Below are 23840 nucleotides of genomic sequence, written 5' to 3' on the forward strand. Positions count from 1 at the left end.
GTGTCCGCAATGCATCTTGATGTGCAGGATCTGAGGAATTTCTACTACCGCAGCACATTGGGGCGTGCGGCGCAGGCGGCGATCCGGGGCCGGTTGATCGAACAATGGCCCGAAGCCAAAGGCCAGACAGTCGCCGGGTTTGGCTTTGCCGTACCCTTGCTGCGCCCTTACCTGGCAGATGCCCGGCGGGTGATTGGGCTGATGCCTGGGCCGCAAGGCGTTATGCCGTGGCCCGCGGGGATGCCCAATGTCTCGGTCCTGACGGAAGAGACGATGTGGCCGATAGAGACCGGGCACGTGGACAAGCTGGTGGTGATGCACGGGCTTGAGACCTCGCAGCGGCCAAGCGAACTGTTAAATGAATGCTGGCGGGTTCTGGGCCCTGGTGGGCGCGCGTTCTTTATTGTGCCCAACCGCGCGGGATTGTGGTCACGGACGGATCGGACGCCGTTTGGCTTTGGACGTCCGTATTCAGCATCGCAGCTAGAAAACCAGCTCCGGGCGCATCATTTTGAACCGGAAAGCCATTGCTCAGCATTGTATTTGCCTCCCTCGTTCCGGCGGTTCTGGCTCAAGTCGGGCAATCTGATTGAAAAGACGGGCCAGCGGATACCCACCGTCATGGCTGGAGGTGTTCTGATGGTCGAAGCAACAAAGCATATTCGACCCCCAAGCGGCAGCGTCACCAAGGATCCTGTCCGTCGTCCGATCAAGGCACTAGACGGTCTGTTGAAGCCCGCCTAGCTCTTGCTTGCTTTTACGCCACGTCAAAGCGGGAAAACGCGGCAAAAACGCCTCAGGAATCGCAAAAACCTACACTTTCGTAACATTTTTCGCCCCTTGCAGCCGGACAAAAGGGTCGCACCCTTTGTAACCATTTGAAATCAAACACTTTGTGGATAAAGTCACCCCCGTGATAATATGTTGCTAGCTGGGTTCGGCTCTGCTACATCCCCGGTGATTTTGATCCCCGCCCTAAAAGGACGGGGTTTCCTCACGCCCCAAGGTAGCGGCCGCTACCCGAAATCGGGGCCTCAAATATCGGAAGGGTGGACGTGTCCGAACCAGCTTCGATTTCCACAGGCATCGCCGAGCGCTATGCCACCGCGATCTTCGAGATCGCGAAAGAGAATAAAGACCTCGCAGGTCTGGAGACCGGAATTAACGATCTGGCAGCAGCATTGGGCGGCAGCGCCGAACTGCGTAACCTGATCGCTTCGCCTCTGGTTTCGCGCGCCGAACAGGAAGGCGCCATTACCGCAATCGCCGACAAAATGGGCCTGAACGCCATCCTGCGCAACACGCTGGGCCTGATGGCACAAAAACGCCGCCTGTTTGTCGTACCGCAGCTGGTGCAGGTTCTGCGCGACATGCTGGCCGAAGAGCGTGGTGAAGTGACTGCCGATGTTGCCTCGGCCAAAGCGCTGACCAAGACACAGATGGAAAAACTGTCCAAGACGCTGTCCGAGCGTGTGGGCAAGACCGTGACAATCAATGCGACCGTGGATGAAAGCCTCATCGGCGGTCTTGTCGTTAAAGTGGGCTCGAAAATGATCGATAGCTCGATCCGTTCGAAGCTGAACTCCCTACAGAATGCAATGAAAGAGGTCGGATAAATGGGAATCCAAGCTGCAGAGATTTCTGCAATCCTGAAGGACCAGATCAAGAATTTTGGTCAGGAAGCCGAAGTGGCCGAGATCGGCCGCGTGCTGAGCGTCGGTGACGGGATTGCCCGTGTATACGGCCTGGACAACGTACAAGCCGGTGAGATGGTCGAATTCCCCGGTGGCATCATGGGCATGGCCCTGAACCTGGAAAGCGACAACGTCGGTGTCGTTATCTTCGGTTCCGACCGTGACATCAAAGAAGGTGACACAGTCAAGCGCACCAACTCGATCGTGGACGTTCCGATCGGTGACGAACTGCTGGGCCGCGTTGTTGACGGTCTGGGCAACCCGCTGGACGGCAAAGGCCCGATCAATGCCTCCAAGCGTGGCGTTGCTGACGTCAAAGCCCCCGGCATCATCCCGCGTAAATCGGTGCACGAGCCGATGGCAACCGGCCTGAAATCGGTTGACGCGATGATCCCGATCGGCCGTGGCCAGCGTGAGCTGATCATTGGCGACCGTCAGACCGGTAAAACCGCCGTTGCTCTGGACACCATCCTGAACCAGAAAGTCTACAACGACGCAGCAGGCGACGACGAGTCGAAGAAACTGTACTGCATCTACGTGGCGGTTGGTCAGAAGCGTTCGACCGTTGCACAGCTGGTGAAGAAACTGGAAGAATCCGGCGCGATTGAATACTCGATCGTTGTGGCCGCAACCGCGTCCGACCCGGCGCCGATGCAGTTCCTGGCGCCTTACTCGGCGACTGCGATGGCCGAATACTTCCGCGACAACGGCCGCCACGCGCTGATTATCTATGATGACCTGTCGAAACAGGCTGTGTCCTATCGTCAGATGTCCCTGCTGCTGCGTCGTCCGCCCGGACGTGAAGCCTATCCTGGCGACGTTTTCTACCTCCACTCGCGTCTGCTGGAGCGTTCGGCGAAGCTGAACGAAGACTTTGGTGCAGGCTCGCTGACCGCTCTGCCGGTTATCGAAACGCAAGGTGGTGACGTTTCGGCGTTTATTCCGACCAACGTGATCTCGATCACCGACGGTCAGATCTTTCTGGAAACCGAACTGTTCTATCAGGGTATCCGCCCTGCTGTGAACACCGGTCTGTCGGTTTCGCGCGTGGGCTCCTCGGCTCAGACTGACGCGATGAAATCGGTCGCCGGTCCGGTGAAACTGGAGCTGGCTCAGTACCGCGAAATGGCTGCGTTTGCGCAGTTCGGTTCCGACCTTGATGCCGCAACTCAGCAGCTGCTGAACCGTGGTGCGCGCCTGACCGAGCTGATGAAACAACCGCAGTACTCGCCGCTGACAAACGCGGAAATCGTCTGCGTTATCTTTGCAGGCACCAACGGCTACCTCGACAAGATCGACGTATCTGATGTTGGCCGCTACGAGGCCGGTCTGCTGTCGCACCTGCGCGGCAAGCATGCTGACCTGCTGAAGTGGATCACCGACGAAGATCCGAAGATCAAAGGTGACGCAGCAGACAAACTCAAGGCAGCGATCGACGAATACGCCGCGACCTTCGCTTGATAGGGGGTTCCGATGCCTAGTCTGAAGGACCTTAAAAACAGGATCGAGTCGGTCAAGTCGACCCGCAAGATCACCAAGGCCATGCAGATGGTCGCGGCTGCAAAACTGCGCCGCGCCCAGGAATCTGCTGAAGCCTCACGCCCTTATGCCGAGCGGTTCAATGCCGTGATGGCGGGGCTGGCGGCTTCGGTCGGGGGCAGCGACAGCGCCCCCAAGCTGCTCCGAGGTACGGGCAGCGATGATGTCCATCTGCTGGTTGTGATGACAGCTGAACGCGGCCTGTGTGGCGGCTTCAACTCGAACATCGCCAAGCTGGCCCGCCAAAAGGCGGAAGAGCTGCGCGGCAAAGGCAAGACGGTCAAGGTTCTGACCGTTGGCAAGAAAGGCCGCGACGCGCTCAAGCGCGATTTGGGCGATCTGTTCGTTGGACATGTCGACCTTAGCGAGGTCAAGCGCATTGGCTACACCAACGCGCAAGACATCGCCAAGGACGTACTGTCACGCTTTGATGGGGCTGAGTTCGATGTTGCCACGATCTTCTACTCGAAGTTCGTCAACGTTGTGACCCAGATCCCGACGGCACAGCAAATCATCCCCGCCTCGTTCGAGGACGACGCGGCAGGTGACGACAGCGGTGCCATTTTCGACTATGAGCCCAGCGAAGAGGCTATCCTGGCCGACCTGCTGCCCAAGGGGGTTGCAACCGCGATCTTCTCGGCTCTGCTCGAAAACGGAGCGTCTGAACAGGGGGCACGGATGTCCGCGATGGACAACGCGACGCGCAACGCGGGTGAGATGATCGACAAGCTGACGATCCAGTTCAACCGCTCGCGTCAGGCCGTGATCACCAACGAGCTGATTGAAATTATTTCCGGCGCCGAAGCGCTGTAGAGACATACCGGAGACGAAACATGGCGAATGCAAAAGGCAAAGTCACACAGATCATCGGGGCCGTCGTCGACGTGCAGTTCGATGACGCACTGCCTGAAATTCTGAACGCGCTGGAAACCACCAACAACGGCAAACGCCTGGTGTTGGAAGTTGCTCAGCACCTGGGTGAAAACACCGTCCGTACCATCGCGATGGATGCGACCGAAGGTCTGGTCCGTGGCGAAGTTGTGACCGACACCGGCGCACCGATCTCGGTTCCGGTTGGCAACGCCACCCTTGGCCGCATCCTGAACGTGGTCGGCGAGCCGATCGACGAAAAAGGCGACGTTGTTGCGTCGGAAACCCGCGCAATCCACCAGCCCGCACCTGAGTTCGCGGAACAGTCGACCGAGTCGGAAATCCTTGTGACCGGCATCAAGGTTGTTGACCTGCTGGCTCCTTACGCCAAAGGCGGTAAAATTGGCCTCTTCGGTGGCGCGGGCGTTGGTAAAACCGTTCTGATCATGGAACTGATCAACAACATCGCAAAAGTGCACTCGGGCTTCTCGGTATTCGCGGGTGTTGGTGAACGGACCCGTGAAGGGAACGACCTGTACCACGAAATGATCGAATCCAACGTCATCAAGCCCGACAATCTGTCGGAATCGCAGGTTGCGCTGGTTTACGGTCAGATGAACGAACCTCCGGGAGCGCGTGCGCGTGTTGCTTTGACCGGTCTGACCCTGGCCGAGCAGTTCCGCGACCAGTCCGGTACCGACGTTCTTTTCTTCGTCGACAACATCTTCCGCTTCACGCAAGCGGGCTCCGAGGTTTCGGCTCTGCTGGGTCGTATTCCTTCGGCGGTGGGCTACCAGCCGACGCTGGCCACCGACATGGGCGCCCTGCAGGAACGCATCACCTCGACCAAGTCGGGCTCGATCACCTCGGTGCAGGCGATCTACGTGCCTGCGGACGACCTTACCGACCCTGCGCCGGCAACCTCGTTTGCTCACTTGGATGCGACTACCGTTCTTAACCGCGCGATCTCGGAAAAGGGTATCTATCCGGCTGTTGACCCGCTCGACTCGTCGTCGCGTCTGCTGGACCCGGCCATCGTTGGTGAAGAGCACTACGCGGTTGCAACCGACGTTCAGCAGATCCTCCAGCGCTATAAGTCGCTTCAGGACATCATCGCCATCCTCGGTATGGACGAACTGTCGGAAGAAGACAAACTGACCGTTGCCCGTGCCCGTAAGATCGAGCGCTTCCTGTCGCAGCCGTTCGACGTGGCCGAGGTTTTCACTGGTTCGCCGGGCGTTCAGGTTCCTCTGGATGTCACCATCTCGTCGTTCAAAGCCGTTGTGGCTGGCGAATATGATCACCTGCCTGAAGCGGCCTTCCTGATGGTTGGTGGCATCGACGAAGTGATCGCCAAAGCGGAAAAGATGGCCGCAGAAGCCGCCTAAGGAGTATCCCTGATGGCAAACACGATGCAATTCGACCTCGTCAGCCCAGAGCGGAGCCTTGCTTCGCTTGAGGCCACCGCGGTCCAGCTACCCGGAGCGGACGGGGACATGACGGCAATGCCCGATCATGCCCCCACCATCACCACGCTACGCCCCGGTCTGCTGAAGGTTGAGGCACCTGCCGGAGCCAGCGAATACCTGGTCACTGGCGGGTTTGCCCAGATCAACGGCGACGGCCTGTCGGTTCTGGCTGAAAAAGCCATACCGCTTGCCGAAGTGACCCGGTCGCATCTGGATGACCTGATCGCTGAAGCCCGCGCCTCGCACGAGGCCGCAAAGGCCGGGGACGATCAGTCCATCGTTGACGATGCAGCCAAACTGCTGGCCGACATGGAAGCGCTTGGGACGCATATGAGCCTGTAACGGCTTGTTGCAAATGGATCATTCGAAACGGCCTCGCAATGCGGGGCCGTTTTTTTGTCGTGATTTGCTTGAAGTCTCAGATTAAGTTTTCAGTGTAAATGGTTATAGACGATAAAGATGAAGACATTTCGCACCCACCCGATTGGTATCGACCAAGGCGAGACTGTACTGTTTTCCGAATTTTCCAATGGCGGGGACATGTGGACAGGCAACGGAACCCGAGAACGGCGCGCGGCTGTTACGTTCAGCCAGCCGTTCAGGACCACGCCAGTGGTTCAGGTTGGCATATCCCTATGGGATGTGGACACAACCACCGCCCTGCGCGCCGAGGTCAAGGCCGAGGATATCTCAGCCGAAGGCTTCAGCGCCGTTTTCCGCACTTGGTCAGACACCCGCATCGCGCGGATCAGGATGTCCTGGACAGCGATCGGAGAGGTGGCGCATGAGGATGACTGGGACATCTCCTAGCCATCCGACGTTTCAGGATTCGATCATGTCCACCCGTGTTGCGTGACGGCCGCCTTCGAAATCGGCTCCAAGGAAAGCATCCACGATATCCAGCGCCTGACCTTCACCTACGACGCGTGCACCGATGGACAGCATGTTGGCGTCGTTATGCTGGCGGATCATCCGGGCTGAGAACGCGTCGGAACACACACCGCAGCGAATGCCGGGGACCTTGTTCGCCGCCATCATGATGCCCTGTCCCGTGCCGCAAAGGATGATACCCAGTGCGCAATCACCCGAGGCAACGGCGTCAGCGGCGGCTTTGCCGTGGATCGGATAATGCGTGCTCTCAGGTGTTTGAGGGCCGATATCCATGACCTCCCATCCTTGGTCCGCGATATGTTTGGCAACCGCTTGGCGCAGCTCGATGGCGGCGTGGTCGCTGGAAAGAACGATGCGTTTGGGGGCTGTCACGGAAAGCTCCTGCCTTAGAGGGGTCACGAAAAAGGGCGGCTGCAAGGCCGCCCGTTCAGATCAGTCCATGTGGTACATGGATTCGTAGATCGGGGTCAGGGTCTTGTCCTCGAACAGCGACGAGACCGAGGTGCCGTTCCAAATGTTCAGGATCGCCTGCGTAAAGATGGGCGCTGTCGGAACAATGCGGATATTTTTGGCTTTGGCGACTTCTTTGGTGGGTTGGATTGTGTCGGTCAGAACCAGAGATTTCATCACCGAGTTTGTCACACGCTCAACCGCCGGGCCGCTCATGACACCGTGGGTGATATAGGAATGCACCTCTTTCGCGCCGTTATCCAGCAGCACTTGCGCGGCCTTGCAGAGTGTACCCGCTGTGTCGCACATGTCGTCCACGATCAGGCAGATCTTGTCTTTGACGTCGCCGATGACAGTCATCTCGGCCACTTCGCCGGCCTTTTCGCGGCGCTTGTCCACGATCGACAGCGGCGCTTCGATCCGCTTGGCCAATTCACGCGCACGGGCTACACCGCCGACATCGGGTGAGACCACCATGATCTCATCCATCTGGTCCTTGAACTGGTTTTTCACATCCAGCGCAAAGATCGGCGAGGCATAAAGGTTGTCCACCGGGATATCAAAGAACCCCTGAATCTGCGCGGCGTGCAGGTCCATGGTCAGAACCCGCTCGATCCCGGCGCCGGTCAGCATGTTGGCAACCAGCTTGGCGGAAATCGGCGTGCGCGCCTTGGTGCGACGGTCCTGACGGGCATAGCCGAAATAAGGGATCACGGCAGTGATCCGCTGCGCGGATGAGCGGCGCAGCGCGTCGGCGATGATCAGCAGTTCCATCAGGTTATCGTTTGCCGGGTTCGAAGTCGGCTGGACGATGAACATATCCTCGCCGCGTACATTCTCGAACACTTCGACGAAAATCTCGCCGTCGTTAAAACGTTCGACCCGCGCGTCAACCAACCCCTGGTCAACGCCGCGATACAGGCTCATGCGGCGTGCAATGGTCTGGGCAAGCGGAAGATTGGCGTTCCCAGCGATCAGCTTGGGTTCGTTGAGTGTCGGCATCGGCTGAGGTCCCCGGGCAGCAAAGGCTAATGTGACAGATTCGTGATGTTGACACCGCTTAGCATGGCCTTACCGTCTCGCAAAGATAACGCAGCGGAGAAAGTGAACATGGCCACCATTGACTACTATTTTGCGACAATTTCGCCCTTCACCTACTTGGCCGGAACCCGGTTGGAAGAGGTGGCCGCGAAACATGGCGCGACAATTAACTACAAACCACTGGATATCATGGCCCTGTTTGGCAGGACCGGAGGCACCCCACCCAAGGACCGGCATATTTCGCGCACCGAATACCGAGCACAGGAATTGCAGCGTCAGGCCAAAAATCTGGGGATGGAATTCAACATTCAACCCGCACATTGGCCGACGAACATGGCGCCATCGTCCTATGCCGTGATCGCGGCGGCCAAGGATGGCTCAGGCGATGTGGGCAAGCTGGTCCATTCCTTCCTGCGCGCCTGCTGGGCCGAGGAAAAGGACATCGCGCAGGATGACGTGATCCGCGATTGCCTGTCGGCAGCCGGGTTCGACCCGAACCTCGCGGATAGCGGGTTGCTGGACGGTGCCGAAACCTATGCCGCCAATCTGGAACAGGCCGTGGACAGCGGTGCCTTTGGCGCGCCCTTCTATGTCACCGAGGACGGACAGCGGTTCTGGGGTCAGGACCGGATCGAGGACCTCGACCGTCACCTTTCCGAGATGAAAGGGTGAAGGACGGGGTGACTCTACCTTCCATATTTGTTCGATCACTGGGGCAGGGCGCGCGACAGGTGCTCGCCCTGCACTGCACGATTGCACATTCGGGGGCTTGGGCCGGTTTGGCGGCCTCATTGGGCGCACAAGCCACGCTTGTTGCGCCCGATATGCTATCGCACGGCAAAAGCCCTGATTGGGATGGGCAGAGCGACTTTTTTGACCTGACCACCACTTTGTCTGCGGCACAATTGACCCAGCCGATGGATGTGATCGGGCATTCCTTTGGCGCGATGATTGCCCTGCGCCTTGCGGTCAATCACCCGAGACTGATCCGCAGCGTGGTCCTGATCGAACCCGTATTCTTCGCCGTCGCCAAGTTGGATGCGCTCGATCTTCTGGCGCAGCACGATGCGGCGGCACAGCCTTATGTAGAGGCGCTGGAAACCGGGGATATGCCGCTGGCGGCCCGCCTGTTCAACCGAATGTGGAGCACCGAGGAAAGCCCGCGCTGGCCGGATATGCCCGAGAAAACGCGCGCGGCGATGATCCGGGGGATCCGGGTCGTTCCAGATGTGGAACAAGCTCTGTTCCAGGATACAAAAGGGCTCCTGACGCCAGGTGTTCTGAACGAAGTCAAACGACCAACCTTGCTGATGACCGGCGGACACTCTCATCCGGTCATGCCTGCAATTTCACATGGATTGCAAAAACGCCTGCCCAACGCGTCCATCATCACTATCGAAGACGCAGGGCACATGCTGCCAATCTCGCACCCTAATGAAACCGCCGCCCAGATAACCAATTTCTGGCACAGGCTGCCTCCTTCTTCTGTTTGAAAATACCTCGGGGGTTTGGGTGCAGAGCCCCCAACCAGCTTCAGATCAAACCCAAAAACCGGTCGACCTCTTCGGGTGGTAGTGACCAGTCACACACCAGCCGACAGGCAAGGCGTTCGTCCTCATCCACCCCTTCCAATTCGGCGCCCCACAGATGATAGACCGCTCCGGCCTCGTGAAGCTGTTTGTGCCGGGCGCGCGAGAATTCCGCGAAGATCATGTTCGCCTGCGGTTCATGCAAGAATGATGCCCCCTTGGCCCGCAACCCATCCGCCAGACGTGCGCAGTTGTCATTGGCCTGCCGCGCCATCCTCAACCAAAGATCATCCTGCAGATACGCGGCCATCTGCGCCGACAAATAACGGTGTTTCGAAAACAGATGCGCGCCGCGCTTGCGGCGCAGCTCGAATTCCCAGGCTTTGGCCTCGTCGAAAAAGACCACCGCCTCGACCCCCATCAGCCCGTTCTTTGTGCCGCCAAAGCTGACCGCATCAACCCCCGACTTCCACGTCATCTCGGCGGGGGAACAGTTCAGCGCGACTAGCGCATTGGTGAACCGCGCACCGTCCAGATGCACCGGCAGGCCGTATTCCTTGGCAACACCGCACAGCGCCTGCAACTCTTCCAGCGAATAAACCGAACCTCGCTCGGTCACCTGCGTGATCGAGACTGGCCCGCGTTGCGGCCCATGCACACCGCGAGTTTCTTCGGCCAGAATGGTGCTGCGCAATGCGTCTGCCGTCATCTTGTCACCACCGGGCACCAGCGTCAGCTTGGCGCCGCTGTAGAATTCCGGGGCGTTGCACTCGTCCTCATGAATATGCGCAACGGGGGAACAAAACACGGTGTCCCACGGGTTCGCCAGCGTCGACAGAGCCAAAGAATTCGCTGCTGTCCCGGTCGCAACCAGATAGACAGCTGCCCCCGGCGCTTCAAAGATACCACGGATACGGTCGCGCACCTCGTTCATCAGCGTGTCGGCCCCGTAGGCCATCTGATAGCCCTCATTCGCGGCGCTCAACGCGGCCATCACTTGCGGGTGAACCGGCCCGGAATTGTCAGAAGCGAAATACATCAGTTGGGCTCCTCGATGATATAGTCTTCCCACTCTTCCATGGGGGTTTCGAACTCGGACACCGTGCGCCCCTGAACCGAGACCCCGGCGGCGTGTACGCTGTCGGGCGTACCAGATATCAAAGGGTGCCAGTCGTAAAGGGGTTTGCCCTCCCACAGCAGCCGATAGGCGCAGGTCTGGGGCAGCCAATAGGCGTGTTCATCGATATTTTCGGGCGTCATCACGATGCATTCCGGCACGAATTGGTGGCGGATGTCGTATTGGGTGCAACGGCAGGTCTCATCGTCAAGCAGCCGGCAGGCGACGCAGGTCAGGGCAACCTCGCCAGTGTCTTCGTCTTCCAGCTTGTTCAGACAGCACTTACCGCAGCCGTCGCACAGCGCCTCCCACTCGCGCTGGTTCATCTTGGTCAACGGTTTGCGTTCCCAGAAGCGGGCGGACAGGCCGTTGCGGTCAATCGGGTCGGTGGTCATAGCGCCGCCAGTAGCGCACGGGCCTTTTCGCAATCGGCATCCATCTGGGTGATCAGCCCGTCCAACCCGTCAAACGTCATCTCGGGGCGCAGGTATTCGACCAGACCAACCGAGAGCGTCGCGCCATAAAGATCACCCGAGAAATTGAACAGGAACGTCTCGATATTGGGGACTTCGCCGTTAAACATCGGCCGCGTGCCCACTGAGGCTGCACCGTGATAGCTGCCCTGATGAGGGCCATCCAGCACATCGACCAGAACCGCATAGACGCCGAATTTGGGGGGGTGTAGCCCCTCGATCGACATATTCGCGGTAGGATAACCCAGCTCGCGTCCGCGCTGTTCGCCGCCGATCACCTCGCCCTCGATCCGGTGCCAGTGACCCAGCATCGCGGCGGCATCCCGAGGGCGGCCTTCGGACAGCGCAGTGCGGATCGCGGTTGAGGACACGACGTTTTCCGACCGCTCCATCAGCGGCGCGATGGTGACGCCAAAGCCCATCTGGGCCCCGAACTGAACCAGATCATCCGCAGTGCCGCTGCGGCCTTTGCCGAAACAGAAATCGGCACCGACCACCACATGCGACAGGCCCAGCCCGTCACAGATCACGTTGCGGGCGAATTCCTCGGGCGTCAGCCCGGCCAGCGCTGCGTTGAAAGGCAATTCATAGAGTTTCTGAACCCCAAGTTTCTGCAACCGATGCGCGCGGGCATTGCCGCGCATCAGGCGAAAAGGGGGGCTGTCGGGTGCAAAATATTCCCGCGGATGCGGCTCGAACGTCATCACACCCAGTGGCGCGTCTGGCGCGGCGTTGCGGGCCAGTTCGATCACAGAGCGGTGGCCGATATGCACGCCGTCAAAATTACCGATGGCGACACTGGCACCACGGTCCTGCGGCTCAACAAACTGGAAATCCCGGATAATGCGCATAGCGCCTGCCTAGCGGGACTGCGAGGCAGGTTCAAGGGTCTGAGACGTCAGTCGAACTTGCGCGATGGCGCCAGCACCATAGCCTCGCCCATCAACACCTTTTTGCCGTCTACCGCACAATGGCAATCCAGCTTGACCCGGCGCTTGGCAAAGTCGATGTCGATCACCTTTACCTCGGCATAGACCATGTCACCGGGGCGGACCGGGGCCAGGAATTTCAGCGACTGCCCCATATAAACTGTGCCGTGGCCCGGCAGTTGTTCCCCTATCACAGCCGAGATCAGCCCCGCCGTCAGCATCCCGTGGGCAATGCGCCCCTCAAAGATCGTGTCGCGGGCATAATCGTCATCAAGATGCACCGGGTTGCGGTCGGTTGAGACCTGCGCGAACATTTCGATATCTTCGTCCGTCACCACTTTGCGCAGGTGGCGGGTCATGCCCATTTCGATGTCTTCAATACAGATCGTGCCGCGCGGAAGATTGTCCAACATGTCACCCTCACTCGATTTCTATGAGCAACAAAAAAACCAAAGTCACCCAAGTTGGGAAACTTTATTACTTCGCAGCTGCAGAAAATCAAGTCTTTTCTGACTAGCGCAAGCGGCCGATTGTGAAGGTGGGGTTGATGTTTTCCCTTGCGATATAACCAGATAGGGATTCGTGATGCGGATGGTGCGACGTTTTAGTTTCAGCCGCCGCCAAGCCGCCCGAGATGAACAGAGAATCAATCCCCTCACCCATACCGCCCAGAATGTCGGTATGGGGGCCGTCGCCGATCACCAGAATATCGCCGTCAGGGATATCATGACCCAACTCCTGCAGTCGCCGACGTGCCAGATCATAGATCGGCGGATGCGGCTTGCCGAAATAAAGGCTCTCGCCCCCCATCTCGGTGTAAAGCTTGGCCAGAGCGCCCGCGCACCATTCCCGAACCTCGCCCCGGTCGACCACGATATCTGGATTGGCGCAGAGAAGTTTCATGCCCTTCTGCTTAGCGTAAAGGAAATCCGCGCGGTTGACGTCAGGGTCGGCCATCGGATCGAATGGTCCACAGCAGACAATCCCTTCGGCCTGATCCAGTGGCACACGCTCGATCTGAATTGGGTGGTGCAAAATCTTCAGCGGCTCGAAAAAGCCAGCATCGCGCGCCCATTCTCCCATGAAGTAAACTTTTTCGCCTACAGCGCCTCGAAACATAGCTGAGCGCGCCGAGTCTCCGCTTGTGGCGATCGTATCATAGGCGTCGTTGGGAACGTTGAATTGTTCCAGTTGCTCAGCCACCCCTGCACGGGGCTTGGGCGAGTTGGTGACCAGAACAACAATGCCCCCTTTGGCGCGATAACCTTGAAGCGCTGCCACGGCTTCGGGATAGGCGGTTATGCCGTTATGCACACAGCCCCAGAGGTCGACAAACAGCGCTTTGTAGCGATCGGAGATTTCATCAAGTTTGTGAATAATCTGAGTCATTGAGCTGCCCCCGGGGCTCTGGAGTCGAAGTTGTGCCAGCTATGTCAAAGCTTCGGTCTTTTGACCATCCCAGCTGCAACTTTTCTGAATGAATAGCCGTATACGTTCAGTTGTCTTCACTGATTTCCTCGACATCCGGTGCCAGTTGAACGTTTTCAGTACCTAGAATGATCTGGGCGCCGATCCTGTTCTGAAAGCGAACGACAACCAGATAACCCGGCCCCAACTCGTTGCGCAGTACGTCGACCAGGGGTTTCTCGCGCAGGCTTTCCGGCAGGAGGCCTGCGATTGAAGACACCTTGAACGCGGCTTCAATTGGCAGGTCAACGATCAGCCAGATATCGGCTTGCTTGCGTTGAGCGTTGACGTCGACGCGAACAATCTCGACCGAGACTGGATCAGCCCAATCGCGTATTGTCTGTGCCAATTGCGCTTCGGTTCGGGTTTCCAGATAGCGGTTATATGTCGACTTGCCCAATTGAATGACTACGAAGGTCAAGAACGCCAAGGTCACAACGACGCTGGCAGTAAAGTTCAGCTTGCGACGCCCCTTGCTGAAAACCACCGAACGAGCAGCGTACACGATGTAAACCGCGCAAGCCGATAGGATGATCGCCCCAAGGTTTGTTGCGAACAGCAAGCCGGCCTCATAAGCTTCAGCCGCTTCTTCAAAATACATCAATACCCCCGAGGCGGATAACGGGGGCACCAAAGACACGCCGATCGCAGCACCTGGCAGCAGGCTAACTTCCGATCGATTTATCTGCACATACGCTCCGGCGACGCCAGCCGCCAAGGCAACGATCAGATCTTCAGTCCCGGGATCGGTACGCGCCAGAACCTGATCAGGGATTAGAATTCCGCGGGGAACATCGGCGATATAGACAAGAAACCAGGCCAGAAAGACGCAGATAACTGCCGCCCCGCTTACAATCAAGGCAAGCTTGAACGCACGTCCCAGCCACCCCATGACCATCGAGGCAGCTATGCCCAGTATCGGTGTCATCAACGGTGCGACCAACATGGCGGCAATCACCACTGCGCCTGAATCGCGAAGCATCCCCATGGTCGCGATCACAACCGACAGTGTCAAAAGCATCGCAAATCTGCGCCAATACGCCGCTCGGTCATGCCCTTCGAACCGAAGGATGTCCCTGGTGGTGCTGAATTTTCGTTTACTCATTCCTGCGACCAAGACCCAAGCAAGACTATCCGCACCAGACTATCAACGGATACGCTCTATGCAAAATCTTGTGTCTTAACGAAAAAAGGCGCCCCGATACAGGCGCCTTTTGTTTGTGGTGCAACGAAGATCACACTTTGAGGTTGGGGATGATCTGCTTTTTCCGGCTCATGATTCCGGGCAGAACCACGGCGTCACCGTCTACTGTCGCACCAAAGCTCTTCTCGGCCACGCCTTTCACAAGGTCATTGGGCACAAGCAGGGTGGCTTCTTCGTTGAGGATGTCGACGACAAACAGCAATACCTGATCAACGCCGTCTTCCTTGGCAACATCCACCATCGACGCTGCCAGGCTGTCTTTGCGGTCCAGAACGACGCCCGGAGCGGTGGTTTCCAGAACTGAAACGCGGAATTTGGTGCCGTCGACTTCGTATTCCTTGCTGTCCATGCGGATTAGTTCGGCGTCCGAGAACGAGGATACGTCCGACTTAGCGGCAAACATGTCAGCCGCATAGGCCGAAACGTCCAGACCCAGTTCAGCCGCCAGTTTTTCAGCCACTGCACGGTCATGGGCGGTGGTGGTGGGCGAGCGGAATTCCAGCGTGTCCGACAGGATGCAGGTCAACGCCGCGCCTTTGACGGCGTCAGGCATTTTGGCAGCGTCGTCGCCCATCAGGTCAACCATGATCGTCGCGGTGCAGGCCAGTGGGCGCACGGTGATGTCGATTGGGCCTTTGGTTTCCAGTCCGCCGACCAGCTTGTGGTGGTCGATGATGGCGCGGATGTCTGCGCTGTTGACGTTGGCGGGCAGTTCGGCGGGGTTGTTGGTGTCAACGATTACAACTGGCACGTCCGCGTCCACGTCGGCGATAATACGCGGCTTGGGCAGGTCCCAGCGCTGCAGCATAAAGGCGGCCTCGGTGTTGGGTTCACCCAGCAGTACGGGTTCAGCCTGTTCACCTTTGACTTCGTTCAGATACCACGACCACAGGATCGGGGAGCCGGTGGAATCGGTGTCGGGGGATTTATGTCCAAATACGAGGGTTGTCATGTCAGCGTCCTGAGGATGGTAAATTTGCGCGCCTTATAGGGTGGTCAGGCGCGCTTGTCACCCGGTCTCGGTTACACTGCGACGATAGGTAAAACCGGCTTAGAACGGCCCGCGCTCCAGAGTGTAGCCAGCCTGTTCCAACAGGTTCAGAAGGCCATGTTCTCCTCCAAGGTGTCCAGCGCCGACCGCGATCACGGCAGTCTGGTCCTGAATGTCCAGAATATGCGCCATCCAGTTATTGTTGCGCCCGATCAGAAGCTGTTCTTCGAACCCGTCCCATTCCTCGTCGAAAATCTCTTCCGTCAGGCCCGAGGTCTCAAGCCCCTGCAACCGCGCGAATTGTAGGATTTCGCCGTGTTTCTCTTCGAGATAGGCGTTCAGCATCGTGGCCAGCTGGTCTTCGCTGCTTTCGAAGGCGTCTGCCATTCGGACGAGGGATTGCACCTGCTGCTCCATCGGGAATTCGTTGAACATCGCCATCAATTCCGCCGTTGTCTCAAGCGAGAACTGAGGGATGTCGTATTCGGCCGCCAAATCGGTCAGACGGGCATCCATTCCGTAACTGGCGTTCGGTTCGTGCACCATGCAGGGCGGCACGCCCAAAGTCATGCTGAGAAACCAGGGGCGCATTTTGGCCCCCATCCAGCTTGGGATGCCGCGATCGGCTAGACCTTGTGACAGGGTCTCCCACTGCTCGGCGGGGATCATGTCAATCAGCGTCGGGCCCGAGGTGATCAGAACCGGGCTCAGATCTTTAGCCAAACCTTGCTGAAAGGCGTCCATCTCGGCCTTGGTCACTTCGAAAAAAAACGAATCCGCCTGGCTGAGCGTTGGCTCTAGCCGCTCGACCACCGCGTCCATGCGGGCGTCATTGGTGTGAACGGTGCCAATCAGATGCAGGGTTGCACCGTCCTTGGTGGCGATCCAGTGATTGCCTTCGGGGTAGGGGAAATCAACGAGCGCCTGTTGAATCTGATCCTGCATTTCAGCCGATAATTCCGGGCGCAGGTCGCGCCCCTTGCAGGCCGCATAAGCGCTCAGCGGTAGAAATAGACAAATGAAGACGAACAGAAAACGCATTGGAGCCACCCTTCAAACCTCGGACTTTTTTATATGTGCCGCGACCTTGCATTGCGCAAGGCATGGGATCAAGCGGTGCAAAGCGCCGCCGGTCCGATCTGTGTCTGGCATTCCACAGCAAATCCCCTAGCATGGCCGTATGGAGCGTGAGCAGGATCTTTACCCCCCCATCAAAGCGTTGTTGGAGCGTCAAGGTTACACCGTCAAGGGTGAGGTGGGTGCTGCCGATATAGTCGCCGTGCGCGCTGGGGAAGATCCGGTGATTGTCGAGTTGAAGTTGCGGTTCTCGCTGGCCTTGTTTCATCAGGCGATCGCGCGGCTGAAGGTGACGGATCAGGTTTATATCGGGGTGCTCAAACCCAAAGGTCGCAGCGCTCGGCGGGCTCTGAAGGACAATCTGGCCTTGTGCCGACGTCTGGGGCTGGGTCTGATTACCGTACGCGCTGATGGCGCGGTTGAAGTGCAATGCGATCCGGGACCCTATGCTCCCCGTATGAGCAAGACGCGAAAGGGGCGGCTGCTGCGCGAGTTTGACCGCTTGGAGGGCGACCCCAATGCGGGCGGGGCCACGCGTCATGGGATTGTTACTGCCTATCGACAGGATGCGCTGAAATGTGCGGCGCATTTGGCCGAGTGTGGGGCGACAAAGGGATCTGACGTAGCCAAAGCGACGGGCGTGACCGAGGCGACAAGGCTGATGCGTACCAATCACTACGGGTGGTTCGACAAGGTTGAAAAGGGCATTTATGCCTTGTCAGACGCAGGGCGGGACGGTCTGAAACACTGGGCCTACAGTTGGGATCACCCCGAATAGGGGCGGAGGTCCAAAAAATCCTTCACAGCTTGTTGACTCGGGGAATTGCACCCCCTAGCTATGCGTCGTTATCACTCGACAAGCATGAGTGCTAACGCCCCGCCATCCGGCGAGGGGAGGATTAACAACTTTGAGCCCAAGGAGCTGCAAAGATGGCATTGAAACCGCTTCATGACCGCGTGCTAGTTCGCCGTACCGAAAGCGAAGAAAAAACCGCAGGCGGCCTGATCATTCCTGACAGCGCAAAAGAAAAGCCCAGCGAAGGCGAAGTCGTCGCAACCGGCGAAGGCGCACGCAAGGACAGCGGCGAGCTGATCGCAATGGCTGTGAAAGCTGGCGACAAGATCCTGTTCGGCAAATGGTCGGGCACCGAGGTTCAGGTCGACGGCGAAGAGCTGCTGATGATGAAAGAAAGCGACATCATGGGGATCATCGAGTAAGCCGCGCGCTTCACTCTGATCTTCATTTACAACTTATTTCTCAAGGAGAAACGACATGGCTGCAAAGGACGTCAAGTTCGACACCGATGCCCGTAACCGCATGCTGGCAGGCGTAAACATCCTGGCCGATGCTGTTAAAGTGACCCTGGGCCCCAAAGGCCGTAACGTGGTTCTGGACAAATCCTTCGGCGCACCGCGCATCACCAAAGACGGTGTTTCGGTTGCCAAGGAAATCGAACTGGAAGACAAGTTCGAAAATATGGGCGCGCAGATGGTGAAAGAAGTCGCCAGCCGCACCAATGACGAAGCCGGTGACGGCACCACCACTGCAACTGTTCTGGCTCAAGCAATCGTTCGCGAAGGTCTGAAGCAGGTCGCTGCTGGCCTGAACCCGATGGACTTGAAGCGCGGCATCGACCTGGCAACTGCCAAGGTTGTCGAAGGCATCAAGTCGGCCTCGCGTGAAGTCAAAGACTCGGCAGAAGTTGCTCAGGTTGGCACCATCTCGGCCAACGGCGAAGCCGAAATCGGCCAGCAGATCGCAGACGCGATGCAGAAAGTTGGCAACGAAGGCGTTATCACCGTCGAAGAAAACAAAGGTCTGGAAACCGAGACCGATGTTGTCGAAGGTATGCAGTTCGACCGCGGCTACCTGTCGCCTTACTTCGTCACCAACGCAGACAAGATGATCGCAGAGCTCGACGACTGCATGATCCTACTGCACGAAAAGAAACTGTCCTCGCTGCAGCCGATGGTTCCGCTGCTGGAGCAGGTGATCCAATCGCAGAAGCCGCTGCTGATCATTGCCGAAGACGTTGAAGGCGAAGCGCTGGCAACTCTGGTTGTCAACAAACTGCGCGGCGGCCTGAAAATTGCTGCTGTCAAAGCACCGGGTTTCGGCGATCGCCGCAAAGCCATGCTGCAAGACATCGCGATCCTGACTGGCGGTCAGGTCATCAGCGAAGATCTGGGCATGAAGCTCGAGTCCGTCACCATGGACATGCTGGGCACCGCCAAGAAGATCGAAATCACCAAAGACGAAACCACCATCGTCGACGGTGCAGGCGAAAAAGCCGAGATCGAAGCACGTGTTGCTCAGATCCGCACTCAGATCGAAGAAACCTCGTCGGACTACGACCGTGAGAAGCTGCAAGAGCGCGTTGCCAAACTGGCAGGCGGTGTTGCTGTTATCCGCGTCGGCGGCATGACCGAAGTTGAAGTGAAAGAGCGTAAGGACCGTGTGGACGATGCTCTGAACGCGACCCGCGCTGCTGTGCAGGAAGGCGTTGTCGTGGGCGGCGGTGTTGCTCTGGTTCAGGCCGGTAAAGCACTGGAAGCTCTGGAAGGTGCAAACGCTGACCAGAACGCAGGCATCAACATCGTTCGTAAGGCAATCGAAGCGCCGCTGCGCCAGATCGCTGAAAACGCAGGCGTTGACGGTGCAGTTGTTGCTGGCAAAGTCCGCGAAAGCGGCGACGCCGCGTTCGGCTTCAACGCGCAGACCGAAGAATATGGCGACATGTTCTCGTTCGGCGTGATTGACCCGGCCAAAGTTGTCCGTACTGCACTGGAAGATGCAGCATCGGTTGCCGGCCTGCTGGTCACTACCGAAGCAATGGTTGCCGATAAGCCCCAGAAAGACGCACCCGCTGCAGGCGGCATGCCCGACATGGGCGGCATGGGCGGCATGATGTAAGCACATCGAATTCGCTCAGGCGAATTCTGACGATCCCCCCGATAGGTGCTTGGCCTCTATTGACCAAGCTGTCGAAAGGGAAGCCGCAATATCAAGATGGGGTCGCCTTCGGGCGGCCCCGTTTCGTTAGGAATGCCCGCTGCGCGGACATGCCTCCGGCGGAGGTATTTTTGAACAGAAGAAGAGCGGGCACGGTTTGTCGTCGGGAATGTGAGTGTGCAAATGCGTCCGAACACGCTATGCGGTGGGAATGCGACTGTTTTTGCTGACTGCCCTGACTATGTGCGCCTTTGCGGCGAATTCGATCCTAAACCGTTTGGCCATTGATAGCGGCGCGAGCGACCCTGCCGGGTTTGCCATCGTGCGTGTGTTGGCTGGGGCAGTTGTGTTGGCAGCGCTGGTTTCATTCCGAGGGGGGCAGTTGCCTTTGCGGAACAGGCGTCGCATTGCGGGGGCCGGATCCTTATCCCTGTATATGATCGGGTTTTCTATTGCCTATCTGACCTTGGATGCGGGGTTAGGGGCTTTGATTCTGTTCGCAGTGGTTCAGATCACCATGTTTGCCGTGACATCCGTCACGGGGTCGGCGCCTAGCACACGGCAGATCGCAGGAGCTGGTATCGCTTTGGCTGGTCTGGCATGGGTTCTGTGGCCGAGCGGAGAGATTCAGGTGAACCCGGTGGGAGCGGCATTGATGATTGCGGCAGGGGTCGGATGGGCAATCTATTCGCTGGTTGGCCGGTCCGAACCAGATGCGCTGGCCGGAACAGCCGCCAATTTCGTCGTTGCTCTGCCTATCACAGGGCTAGCGTTGTTGCTGGTTGGAGGAGAGTGGAACATGACAGCCACCGGGTATGTACTGGCCGCTTTGTCTGGCGGTGTGACATCTGGGATGGGCTATGCCCTGTGGTATAGGGTTCTGCCGCAGCTGGCCCCGACGACCGCCGCCGTTGTGCAGTTGAGCGTGCCGATCATTGCCATTGTGGGGGGCGTTGCCTTGTTGGGTGAAACCGCCAGCCTACGTCTGATCCTTGGTGCCACGCTGGTTCTGGGTGGCATTGCGTTGGCTGTTCTGCGCCTGTCGCGGCGCTAGGGGTTTCATCGCGCCCGCTTTGCCCTTATCTGGCCGCTATGAGATATGTGTTGGCCATTATTCTGTTTTTGTTGCCCGCCGCGGCCCATGCGAAATGTGTGGTGCTGCTGCACGGGCTTGCCCGGACCGAGGCGTCCTTTACGGTGATGGAGCAACTCTTTCAGGCGCATGGCTACACTGTTGTGCGGCCCGGATATCCCTCGACCGATCTGCCGATTGCCGAATTGGCGGCTCAGACCCTGCCAGATGCCTTTGCGGCTTGTGGTGACGATACCGTCAACGTGGTGGCGCATTCCATGGGGGGTATCCTGTTGCGTTTCTGGTTGCAGGACAACATGCCCGAAAACCTGGGCCGCGTGGTCATGCTTGGCCCGCCCAATCAGGGTAGCCAACTGGTGGATGAGTTAAGCGCCTACGAGGTCTTTGGTATCCTGAACGGCCCTGCCGGGCTGGCGTTGGGCACAGGTCCCGAAGGTATCCCGCGCAAGTTGCCGCCGGTGGACTTCGAACTTGGGGTGATCGCCGGTGAAAATTCGCTGAACCCGCTGTTTTCATCGCTGATCGAGGGCAAAGATGACGGTAAGGTCTCGGTCGAGACGACCAAGGTCGAGGGCATGAAGGACCATATCGTTCTGCCCGTGACCCATACTTTTATGATGAACAATCCTCGCGTGATGGCGCAAGCACTGCATTTCATCGAATTCGGCCAGTTTGACCCTCAGATTACATGGCTGGATGGCGTGCAAGCCATCATAGATGAGATCTGCCTCGGTTGGGATTGCTCCGAACCAGAATCGGAACCCTCGGAATGAGCGATCTGGCCCTGACGTTCACCGGCGCCGAGGTTCTGTTGCCAGGGGACGGTCTGGCCTTAGCTAATTTGTCGCTTGCAAAAGGAGTCATTCAACCCGATCGCGCTGGCCGCGCCGTCGACCTAAACGGATTTCTCGTTTTACCTGGCATTATCGACCTGCACGGGGATGGGTTCGAACGTCACATCGCGCCGCGCCGTGGGGCGATGAAACAGATGGATGATGGTATTCTGGCGGTCGAGGCCGAACTGGCGGCCAATGGCATTACCACCGCCGTGCTGGCGCAGTTTTACAGTTGGGAGGGCGGCGTGCGCGGTCCCGAATTTGCAGGGCAGGTCTTTGATTCAATTGCGTCCGTCAGAGACAGCGTTGTGACCGATCTGTTGCCCCAGCTACGGTTCGAGACGTATATGCTGGACGACTATGTTGATTTGCCGGAGCGAATTGCGGCGTGGCAGGTGCCCTATGTCGTGTTCAACGACCATCTGCCGCATGATCGTCTTGCCGAAGGGCGCAAACCACCGCGTCTGACCGGGCAGGCGTTGAAGGCTGGGCGTAACCCTGAAATGCATTTCGAAATGCTGCTGTCCATGCACGCGCGGGGATCAGAGGTTCCAATGGCATTGGATAGCTTGTGCACGGTGTTGGAAAAGCAAAACGTGCGCATGGGCAGCCATGACGATGCCACTGCCCAAACCCGCGCAGATTGGCGCGCGCGTGGGGCGAAGATATCGGAATTCCCCGAAACGCTCGAAGCTGCCGAAACCGCTCGCGCCGCAGGGGACCATATCATTCTCGGCTCGCCCAATGTGGTGCGCGGGGGCTCGCATAAAGGCAATGTCAGCGCGTTGGACCTGATCACGATGGGGCTCTGTGATGCGTTGGCCTCTGACTATCATTACCCAAGCCCCCGCCGCGCCGCACTGATGCTGGCTAAGTCTGGTTTGTTGGATTTTGCCGAGGCTTGGGCGCTTGTGTCCTCGGGCCCTGCGCGCGTTCTGGGTCTGAATGACCGGGGTACGCTGGCCCCCGGAAAACGCGCGGATCTGACCATTTTGGACAAACAAACCCACCGCGTTGCCGCGACCATGGCAGAGGGGCGCTTCAGCTATATGGCCGGGGATATCGCGGCCCGGTTCCTTGTCTGATCCGCAAACTTCATCTGGCTAAAAATATCCCCGCCGGAGGCATCGCGCACCAGCGCGATTTCCTAGCGCGAAATGCGGTTGAAATGCCCCATCTTGCGGCCTGCCTTGACCTCGGCCTTACCGTAAAGATGCAAGGCTACATCGCGCTCTCTCGCCAAATCAAGCACCCGATCCATGTCATCGCCGATCAGGTTCTCCATCACCACATCACTATGGCGCTGACCGTCGCCCAAGGGCCACCCGGCGACCGCGCGGATATGCTGTTCGAACTGATCCACAGCACAACCGTTCTGCGTCCAGTGGCCCGAGTTATGCACCCGCGGCGCAATCTCATTCACGATCAATCCGCGCGCGGTCACGAACAGCTCGACCCCCATGACGCCCACATAGTCCAGCGCGTTCAGGATATTGGCTGCCAACAGCACCGCATCGGTGCGCTGCGCCGGAGGCAGTCGGGCCGGGACAGTCGTAGTATGCAAGATACCATCGCGGTGGACATTCTCGCCGGGATCGAAACAGGCGACCTGACCATCCAGCCCGCGTGCGGCGATGATCGAGACTTCGTGGCTAAACTCTACAAACCCTTCAAGGATCGCTGGTGCACCCGCCATATCGGCCAGAGCAGCCTCGGCATCTTCGGGCGCGCGCAACCGGGCTTGCCCCTTGCCATCATAACCAAAGCGGCGGGTTTTCAGGATCGCGGGCGTGCCGATTTCCTCAATCGCGGATTTCAGGCTGCCCAGATCGGTGATATCGGCAAAAGGCGCGGTTTGTAGGCCCAGACCTTGCAGAAAGTTCTTCTCGGTCAGCCGATCCTGACTGACTCGCAACGCCTCGCGGCCCGGGCGAATGGGGCGGTGTGCCTCCAGCAGGTCCAGAGCCTCGGTCGGGATGTTCTCGAACTCATAGGTGATAATATCGACCGACTCGGCAAAGGCGCGCAGGGCGTCGGCATCGTCATAGGCGGCTGTGGTCACGCGGTCTGCGACCTGACCAGCGGGCGGGTTCGCGCCAGGCTCGAATATATGCGTCACAAAGCCCAGTCGCGCTGCGGCAACGGACAGCATCCGGCCCAGTTGTCCACCGCCAAGGATGCCAATCGTGGCTCCGGGTGCAAGCATGTCCGTCATTC

At 58.5% G+C, this 23840-nt stretch carries 26 protein-coding genes; 15 read left to right on the plus strand and 11 right to left on the minus strand.

Annotated features, from left to right (window positions below):
- The first annotated feature begins 9 nt into the window (after nucleotides 1-9).
- The 7 genes from ACR0CA_RS08770 to ACR0CA_RS08800 all read left to right on the plus strand — a co-directional run bounded on the left by ACR0CA_RS08770 (nucleotide 10) and on the right by ACR0CA_RS08800 (nucleotide 6382).
- Entirely contained in the window at nucleotides 10-744 is a 735-nt protein-coding gene (locus ACR0CA_RS08770) for a class I SAM-dependent methyltransferase (protein ID WP_170768995.1), read from the plus strand.
- Between the two features lie 311 nt (nucleotides 745-1055).
- The gene (locus ACR0CA_RS08775) at nucleotides 1056-1616 is read left to right on the plus strand and encodes a F0F1 ATP synthase subunit delta (protein ID WP_480898386.1); all 561 of its coding nucleotides are present in this window, start codon (nucleotides 1056-1058) and stop codon (nucleotides 1614-1616) included.
- A complete protein-coding gene (atpA, locus tag ACR0CA_RS08780) occupies nucleotides 1617-3155 on the plus strand; it encodes a F0F1 ATP synthase subunit alpha (RefSeq protein ID WP_170788158.1) in 1539 nt (512 codons plus the stop codon).
- A 12-nt stretch (nucleotides 3156-3167) separates the two neighbouring features.
- The gene (locus tag ACR0CA_RS08785; RefSeq protein WP_170788159.1) at nucleotides 3168-4046 is read left to right on the plus strand and encodes a F0F1 ATP synthase subunit gamma; all 879 of its coding nucleotides are present in this window, start codon (nucleotides 3168-3170) and stop codon (nucleotides 4044-4046) included.
- Nucleotides 4047-4066: 20 nt separating this feature from the next.
- A complete protein-coding gene (gene atpD / locus ACR0CA_RS08790) occupies nucleotides 4067-5491 on the plus strand; it encodes a F0F1 ATP synthase subunit beta (RefSeq protein WP_170783779.1) in 1425 nt (474 codons plus the stop codon).
- Between the two features lie 12 nt (nucleotides 5492-5503).
- On the plus strand, nucleotides 5504-5914 hold the full coding sequence (locus ACR0CA_RS08795) for a F0F1 ATP synthase subunit epsilon (protein WP_480898388.1): 411 nt from the start codon (nucleotides 5504-5506) through the stop codon (nucleotides 5912-5914).
- Nucleotides 5915-6031: 117 nt separating this feature from the next.
- Nucleotides 6032-6382, plus strand: coding sequence for an H-type lectin domain-containing protein (locus tag ACR0CA_RS08800; protein WP_170768999.1), 351 nt, complete (start codon nucleotides 6032-6034; stop codon nucleotides 6380-6382).
- 12 nt (nucleotides 6383-6394) lie between these two features.
- On the opposite strand, the gene rpiB is transcribed toward ACR0CA_RS08800, so the two are convergent.
- Nucleotides 6395-6835 carry a ribose 5-phosphate isomerase B gene (gene rpiB / locus ACR0CA_RS08805; RefSeq protein ID WP_170769000.1) on the minus strand — a complete coding sequence of 147 codons (441 nt, stop codon included), beginning with the start codon at nucleotides 6833-6835 and terminating at the stop codon, nucleotides 6395-6397.
- Between the two features lie 60 nt (nucleotides 6836-6895).
- A complete protein-coding gene (locus tag ACR0CA_RS08810) occupies nucleotides 6896-7915 on the minus strand; it encodes a ribose-phosphate pyrophosphokinase (protein ID WP_170753405.1) in 1020 nt (339 codons plus the stop codon).
- 108 nt (nucleotides 7916-8023) lie between these two features.
- Between ACR0CA_RS08810 and ACR0CA_RS08815 the strand changes: the two genes are divergently transcribed.
- Entirely contained in the window at nucleotides 8024-8626 is a 603-nt protein-coding gene (locus ACR0CA_RS08815; RefSeq protein WP_170769001.1) for a 2-hydroxychromene-2-carboxylate isomerase, read from the plus strand.
- Between the two features lie 8 nt (nucleotides 8627-8634).
- On the plus strand, nucleotides 8635-9447 hold the full coding sequence (locus tag ACR0CA_RS08820; protein WP_480898390.1) for an alpha/beta fold hydrolase: 813 nt from the start codon (nucleotides 8635-8637) through the stop codon (nucleotides 9445-9447).
- 40 nt (nucleotides 9448-9487) lie between these two features.
- Here ACR0CA_RS08820 and ACR0CA_RS08825 read toward each other — a convergent pair whose 3' ends face one another.
- The 8 genes from ACR0CA_RS08825 to ACR0CA_RS08860 form a co-directional block, all read right to left on the minus strand.
- Entirely contained in the window at nucleotides 9488-10522 is a 1035-nt protein-coding gene (locus tag ACR0CA_RS08825) for a threonine aldolase family protein (RefSeq protein ID WP_480898393.1), read from the minus strand.
- A complete protein-coding gene (locus ACR0CA_RS08830) occupies nucleotides 10522-10995 on the minus strand; it encodes a YcgN family cysteine cluster protein (RefSeq protein WP_170788164.1) in 474 nt (157 codons plus the stop codon). Before ACR0CA_RS08830 ends, ACR0CA_RS08825 begins: the two co-directional genes overlap by 1 nt.
- Nucleotides 10992-11924, minus strand: coding sequence for a bifunctional riboflavin kinase/FAD synthetase (locus tag ACR0CA_RS08835; protein WP_480898396.1), 933 nt, complete (start codon nucleotides 11922-11924; stop codon nucleotides 10992-10994). The genes ACR0CA_RS08830 and ACR0CA_RS08835 overlap by 4 nt, the downstream gene beginning before the upstream one ends.
- A gap of 47 nt (nucleotides 11925-11971) precedes the next feature.
- Complete coding sequence (locus ACR0CA_RS08840; RefSeq protein WP_170352332.1) at nucleotides 11972-12415, minus strand: MaoC family dehydratase; 444 nt, start codon at nucleotides 12413-12415, stop codon at nucleotides 11972-11974.
- A 100-nt stretch (nucleotides 12416-12515) separates the two neighbouring features.
- Nucleotides 12516-13391 carry a TIGR01459 family HAD-type hydrolase gene (locus ACR0CA_RS08845; RefSeq protein WP_480898399.1) on the minus strand — a complete coding sequence of 292 codons (876 nt, stop codon included), beginning with the start codon at nucleotides 13389-13391 and terminating at the stop codon, nucleotides 12516-12518.
- Between the two features lie 106 nt (nucleotides 13392-13497).
- Nucleotides 13498-14574: a DUF389 domain-containing protein gene (locus tag ACR0CA_RS08850; protein WP_170788167.1), complete on the minus strand. Its 1077-nt coding sequence runs from the start codon at nucleotides 14572-14574 to the stop codon at nucleotides 13498-13500.
- Between the two features lie 130 nt (nucleotides 14575-14704).
- The gene (locus ACR0CA_RS08855) at nucleotides 14705-15625 is read right to left on the minus strand and encodes a manganese-dependent inorganic pyrophosphatase (RefSeq protein ID WP_480898404.1); all 921 of its coding nucleotides are present in this window, start codon (nucleotides 15623-15625) and stop codon (nucleotides 14705-14707) included.
- Between the two features lie 99 nt (nucleotides 15626-15724).
- Nucleotides 15725-16705 (minus strand): TraB/GumN family protein, encoded by a 981-nt coding sequence (locus tag ACR0CA_RS08860; protein ID WP_480898407.1) that lies wholly within the window; start codon nucleotides 16703-16705, stop codon nucleotides 15725-15727.
- A gap of 139 nt (nucleotides 16706-16844) precedes the next feature.
- Between ACR0CA_RS08860 and ACR0CA_RS08865 the strand changes: the two genes are divergently transcribed.
- The 6 genes from ACR0CA_RS08865 (at nucleotide 16845) to ACR0CA_RS08890 (ending at nucleotide 22708) form a co-directional block, all read left to right on the plus strand.
- On the plus strand, nucleotides 16845-17519 hold the full coding sequence (locus tag ACR0CA_RS08865) for a DUF2161 domain-containing phosphodiesterase (protein WP_480898408.1): 675 nt from the start codon (nucleotides 16845-16847) through the stop codon (nucleotides 17517-17519).
- A 152-nt stretch (nucleotides 17520-17671) separates the two neighbouring features.
- On the plus strand, nucleotides 17672-17959 hold the full coding sequence (gene groES, locus ACR0CA_RS08870) for a co-chaperone GroES (protein WP_170352338.1): 288 nt from the start codon (nucleotides 17672-17674) through the stop codon (nucleotides 17957-17959).
- Between the two features lie 55 nt (nucleotides 17960-18014).
- On the plus strand, nucleotides 18015-19655 hold the full coding sequence (groL, locus tag ACR0CA_RS08875) for a chaperonin GroEL (protein WP_170440794.1): 1641 nt from the start codon (nucleotides 18015-18017) through the stop codon (nucleotides 19653-19655).
- A gap of 250 nt (nucleotides 19656-19905) precedes the next feature.
- Nucleotides 19906-20748, plus strand: a complete 843-nt coding sequence (locus tag ACR0CA_RS08880) for a DMT family transporter (RefSeq protein WP_480898411.1) — start codon at nucleotides 19906-19908, stop codon at nucleotides 20746-20748.
- A gap of 38 nt (nucleotides 20749-20786) precedes the next feature.
- Entirely contained in the window at nucleotides 20787-21560 is a 774-nt protein-coding gene (locus ACR0CA_RS08885; RefSeq protein ID WP_170769026.1) for an alpha/beta fold hydrolase, read from the plus strand.
- Nucleotides 21557-22708, plus strand: a complete 1152-nt coding sequence (locus tag ACR0CA_RS08890) for an alpha-D-ribose 1-methylphosphonate 5-triphosphate diphosphatase (protein ID WP_480898413.1) — start codon at nucleotides 21557-21559, stop codon at nucleotides 22706-22708. Before ACR0CA_RS08885 ends, ACR0CA_RS08890 begins: the two co-directional genes overlap by 4 nt.
- A 62-nt stretch (nucleotides 22709-22770) precedes the next feature.
- Here ACR0CA_RS08890 and ACR0CA_RS08895 read toward each other — a convergent pair whose 3' ends face one another.
- The gene (locus ACR0CA_RS08895; RefSeq protein ID WP_170788172.1) at nucleotides 22771-23838 is read right to left on the minus strand and encodes a 5-(carboxyamino)imidazole ribonucleotide synthase; all 1068 of its coding nucleotides are present in this window, start codon (nucleotides 23836-23838) and stop codon (nucleotides 22771-22773) included.
- Nucleotides 23839-23840 lie beyond the last annotated feature (2 nt).

The organism is Ruegeria sp. F12 (genome assembly GCF_056533885.1).

Coding starts and splice junctions, on each gene's coding strand:
- ACR0CA_RS08860 (WP_480898407.1), bottom strand. CDS start 16,705: ATGCGTTTTCTGTTCGTCTTCATTTGTCTATTTCTACCGCTGAGCGCT.
- ACR0CA_RS08895 (WP_170788172.1), bottom strand. CDS start 23,838: ATGACGGACATGCTTGCACCCGGAGCCACGATTGGCATCCTTGGCGGT.
- ACR0CA_RS08855 (WP_480898404.1), bottom strand. CDS start 15,625: ATGACAACCCTCGTATTTGGACATAAATCCCCCGACACCGATTCCACC.
- ACR0CA_RS08825 (WP_480898393.1), bottom strand. CDS start 10,522: ATGTATTTCGCTTCTGACAATTCCGGGCCGGTTCACCCGCAAGTGATG.
- ACR0CA_RS08880 (WP_480898411.1), top strand. CDS start 19,906: ATGCGACTGTTTTTGCTGACTGCCCTGACTATGTGCGCCTTTGCGGCG.
- ACR0CA_RS08785 (WP_170788159.1), top strand. CDS start 3,168: ATGCCTAGTCTGAAGGACCTTAAAAACAGGATCGAGTCGGTCAAGTCG.
- ACR0CA_RS08770 (WP_170768995.1), top strand. CDS start 10: ATGCATCTTGATGTGCAGGATCTGAGGAATTTCTACTACCGCAGCACA.
- ACR0CA_RS08835 (WP_480898396.1), bottom strand. CDS start 11,924: ATGCGCATTATCCGGGATTTCCAGTTTGTTGAGCCGCAGGACCGTGGT.
- ACR0CA_RS08830 (WP_170788164.1), bottom strand. CDS start 10,995: ATGACCACCGACCCGATTGACCGCAACGGCCTGTCCGCCCGCTTCTGG.
- atpA (WP_170788158.1), top strand. CDS start 1,617: ATGGGAATCCAAGCTGCAGAGATTTCTGCAATCCTGAAGGACCAGATC.
- groES (WP_170352338.1), top strand. CDS start 17,672: ATGGCATTGAAACCGCTTCATGACCGCGTGCTAGTTCGCCGTACCGAA.
- ACR0CA_RS08815 (WP_170769001.1), top strand. CDS start 8,024: ATGGCCACCATTGACTACTATTTTGCGACAATTTCGCCCTTCACCTAC.
- ACR0CA_RS08795 (WP_480898388.1), top strand. CDS start 5,504: ATGGCAAACACGATGCAATTCGACCTCGTCAGCCCAGAGCGGAGCCTT.
- ACR0CA_RS08865 (WP_480898408.1), top strand. CDS start 16,845: ATGGAGCGTGAGCAGGATCTTTACCCCCCCATCAAAGCGTTGTTGGAG.
- ACR0CA_RS08890 (WP_480898413.1), top strand. CDS start 21,557: ATGAGCGATCTGGCCCTGACGTTCACCGGCGCCGAGGTTCTGTTGCCA.
- ACR0CA_RS08840 (WP_170352332.1), bottom strand. CDS start 12,415: ATGTTGGACAATCTTCCGCGCGGCACGATCTGTATTGAAGACATCGAA.
- ACR0CA_RS08850 (WP_170788167.1), bottom strand. CDS start 14,574: ATGAGTAAACGAAAATTCAGCACCACCAGGGACATCCTTCGGTTCGAA.
- atpD (WP_170783779.1), top strand. CDS start 4,067: ATGGCGAATGCAAAAGGCAAAGTCACACAGATCATCGGGGCCGTCGTC.
- ACR0CA_RS08885 (WP_170769026.1), top strand. CDS start 20,787: ATGAGATATGTGTTGGCCATTATTCTGTTTTTGTTGCCCGCCGCGGCC.
- groL (WP_170440794.1), top strand. CDS start 18,015: ATGGCTGCAAAGGACGTCAAGTTCGACACCGATGCCCGTAACCGCATG.
- ACR0CA_RS08845 (WP_480898399.1), bottom strand. CDS start 13,391: ATGACTCAGATTATTCACAAACTTGATGAAATCTCCGATCGCTACAAA.
- ACR0CA_RS08810 (WP_170753405.1), bottom strand. CDS start 7,915: ATGCCGACACTCAACGAACCCAAGCTGATCGCTGGGAACGCCAATCTT.
- ACR0CA_RS08800 (WP_170768999.1), top strand. CDS start 6,032: ATGAAGACATTTCGCACCCACCCGATTGGTATCGACCAAGGCGAGACT.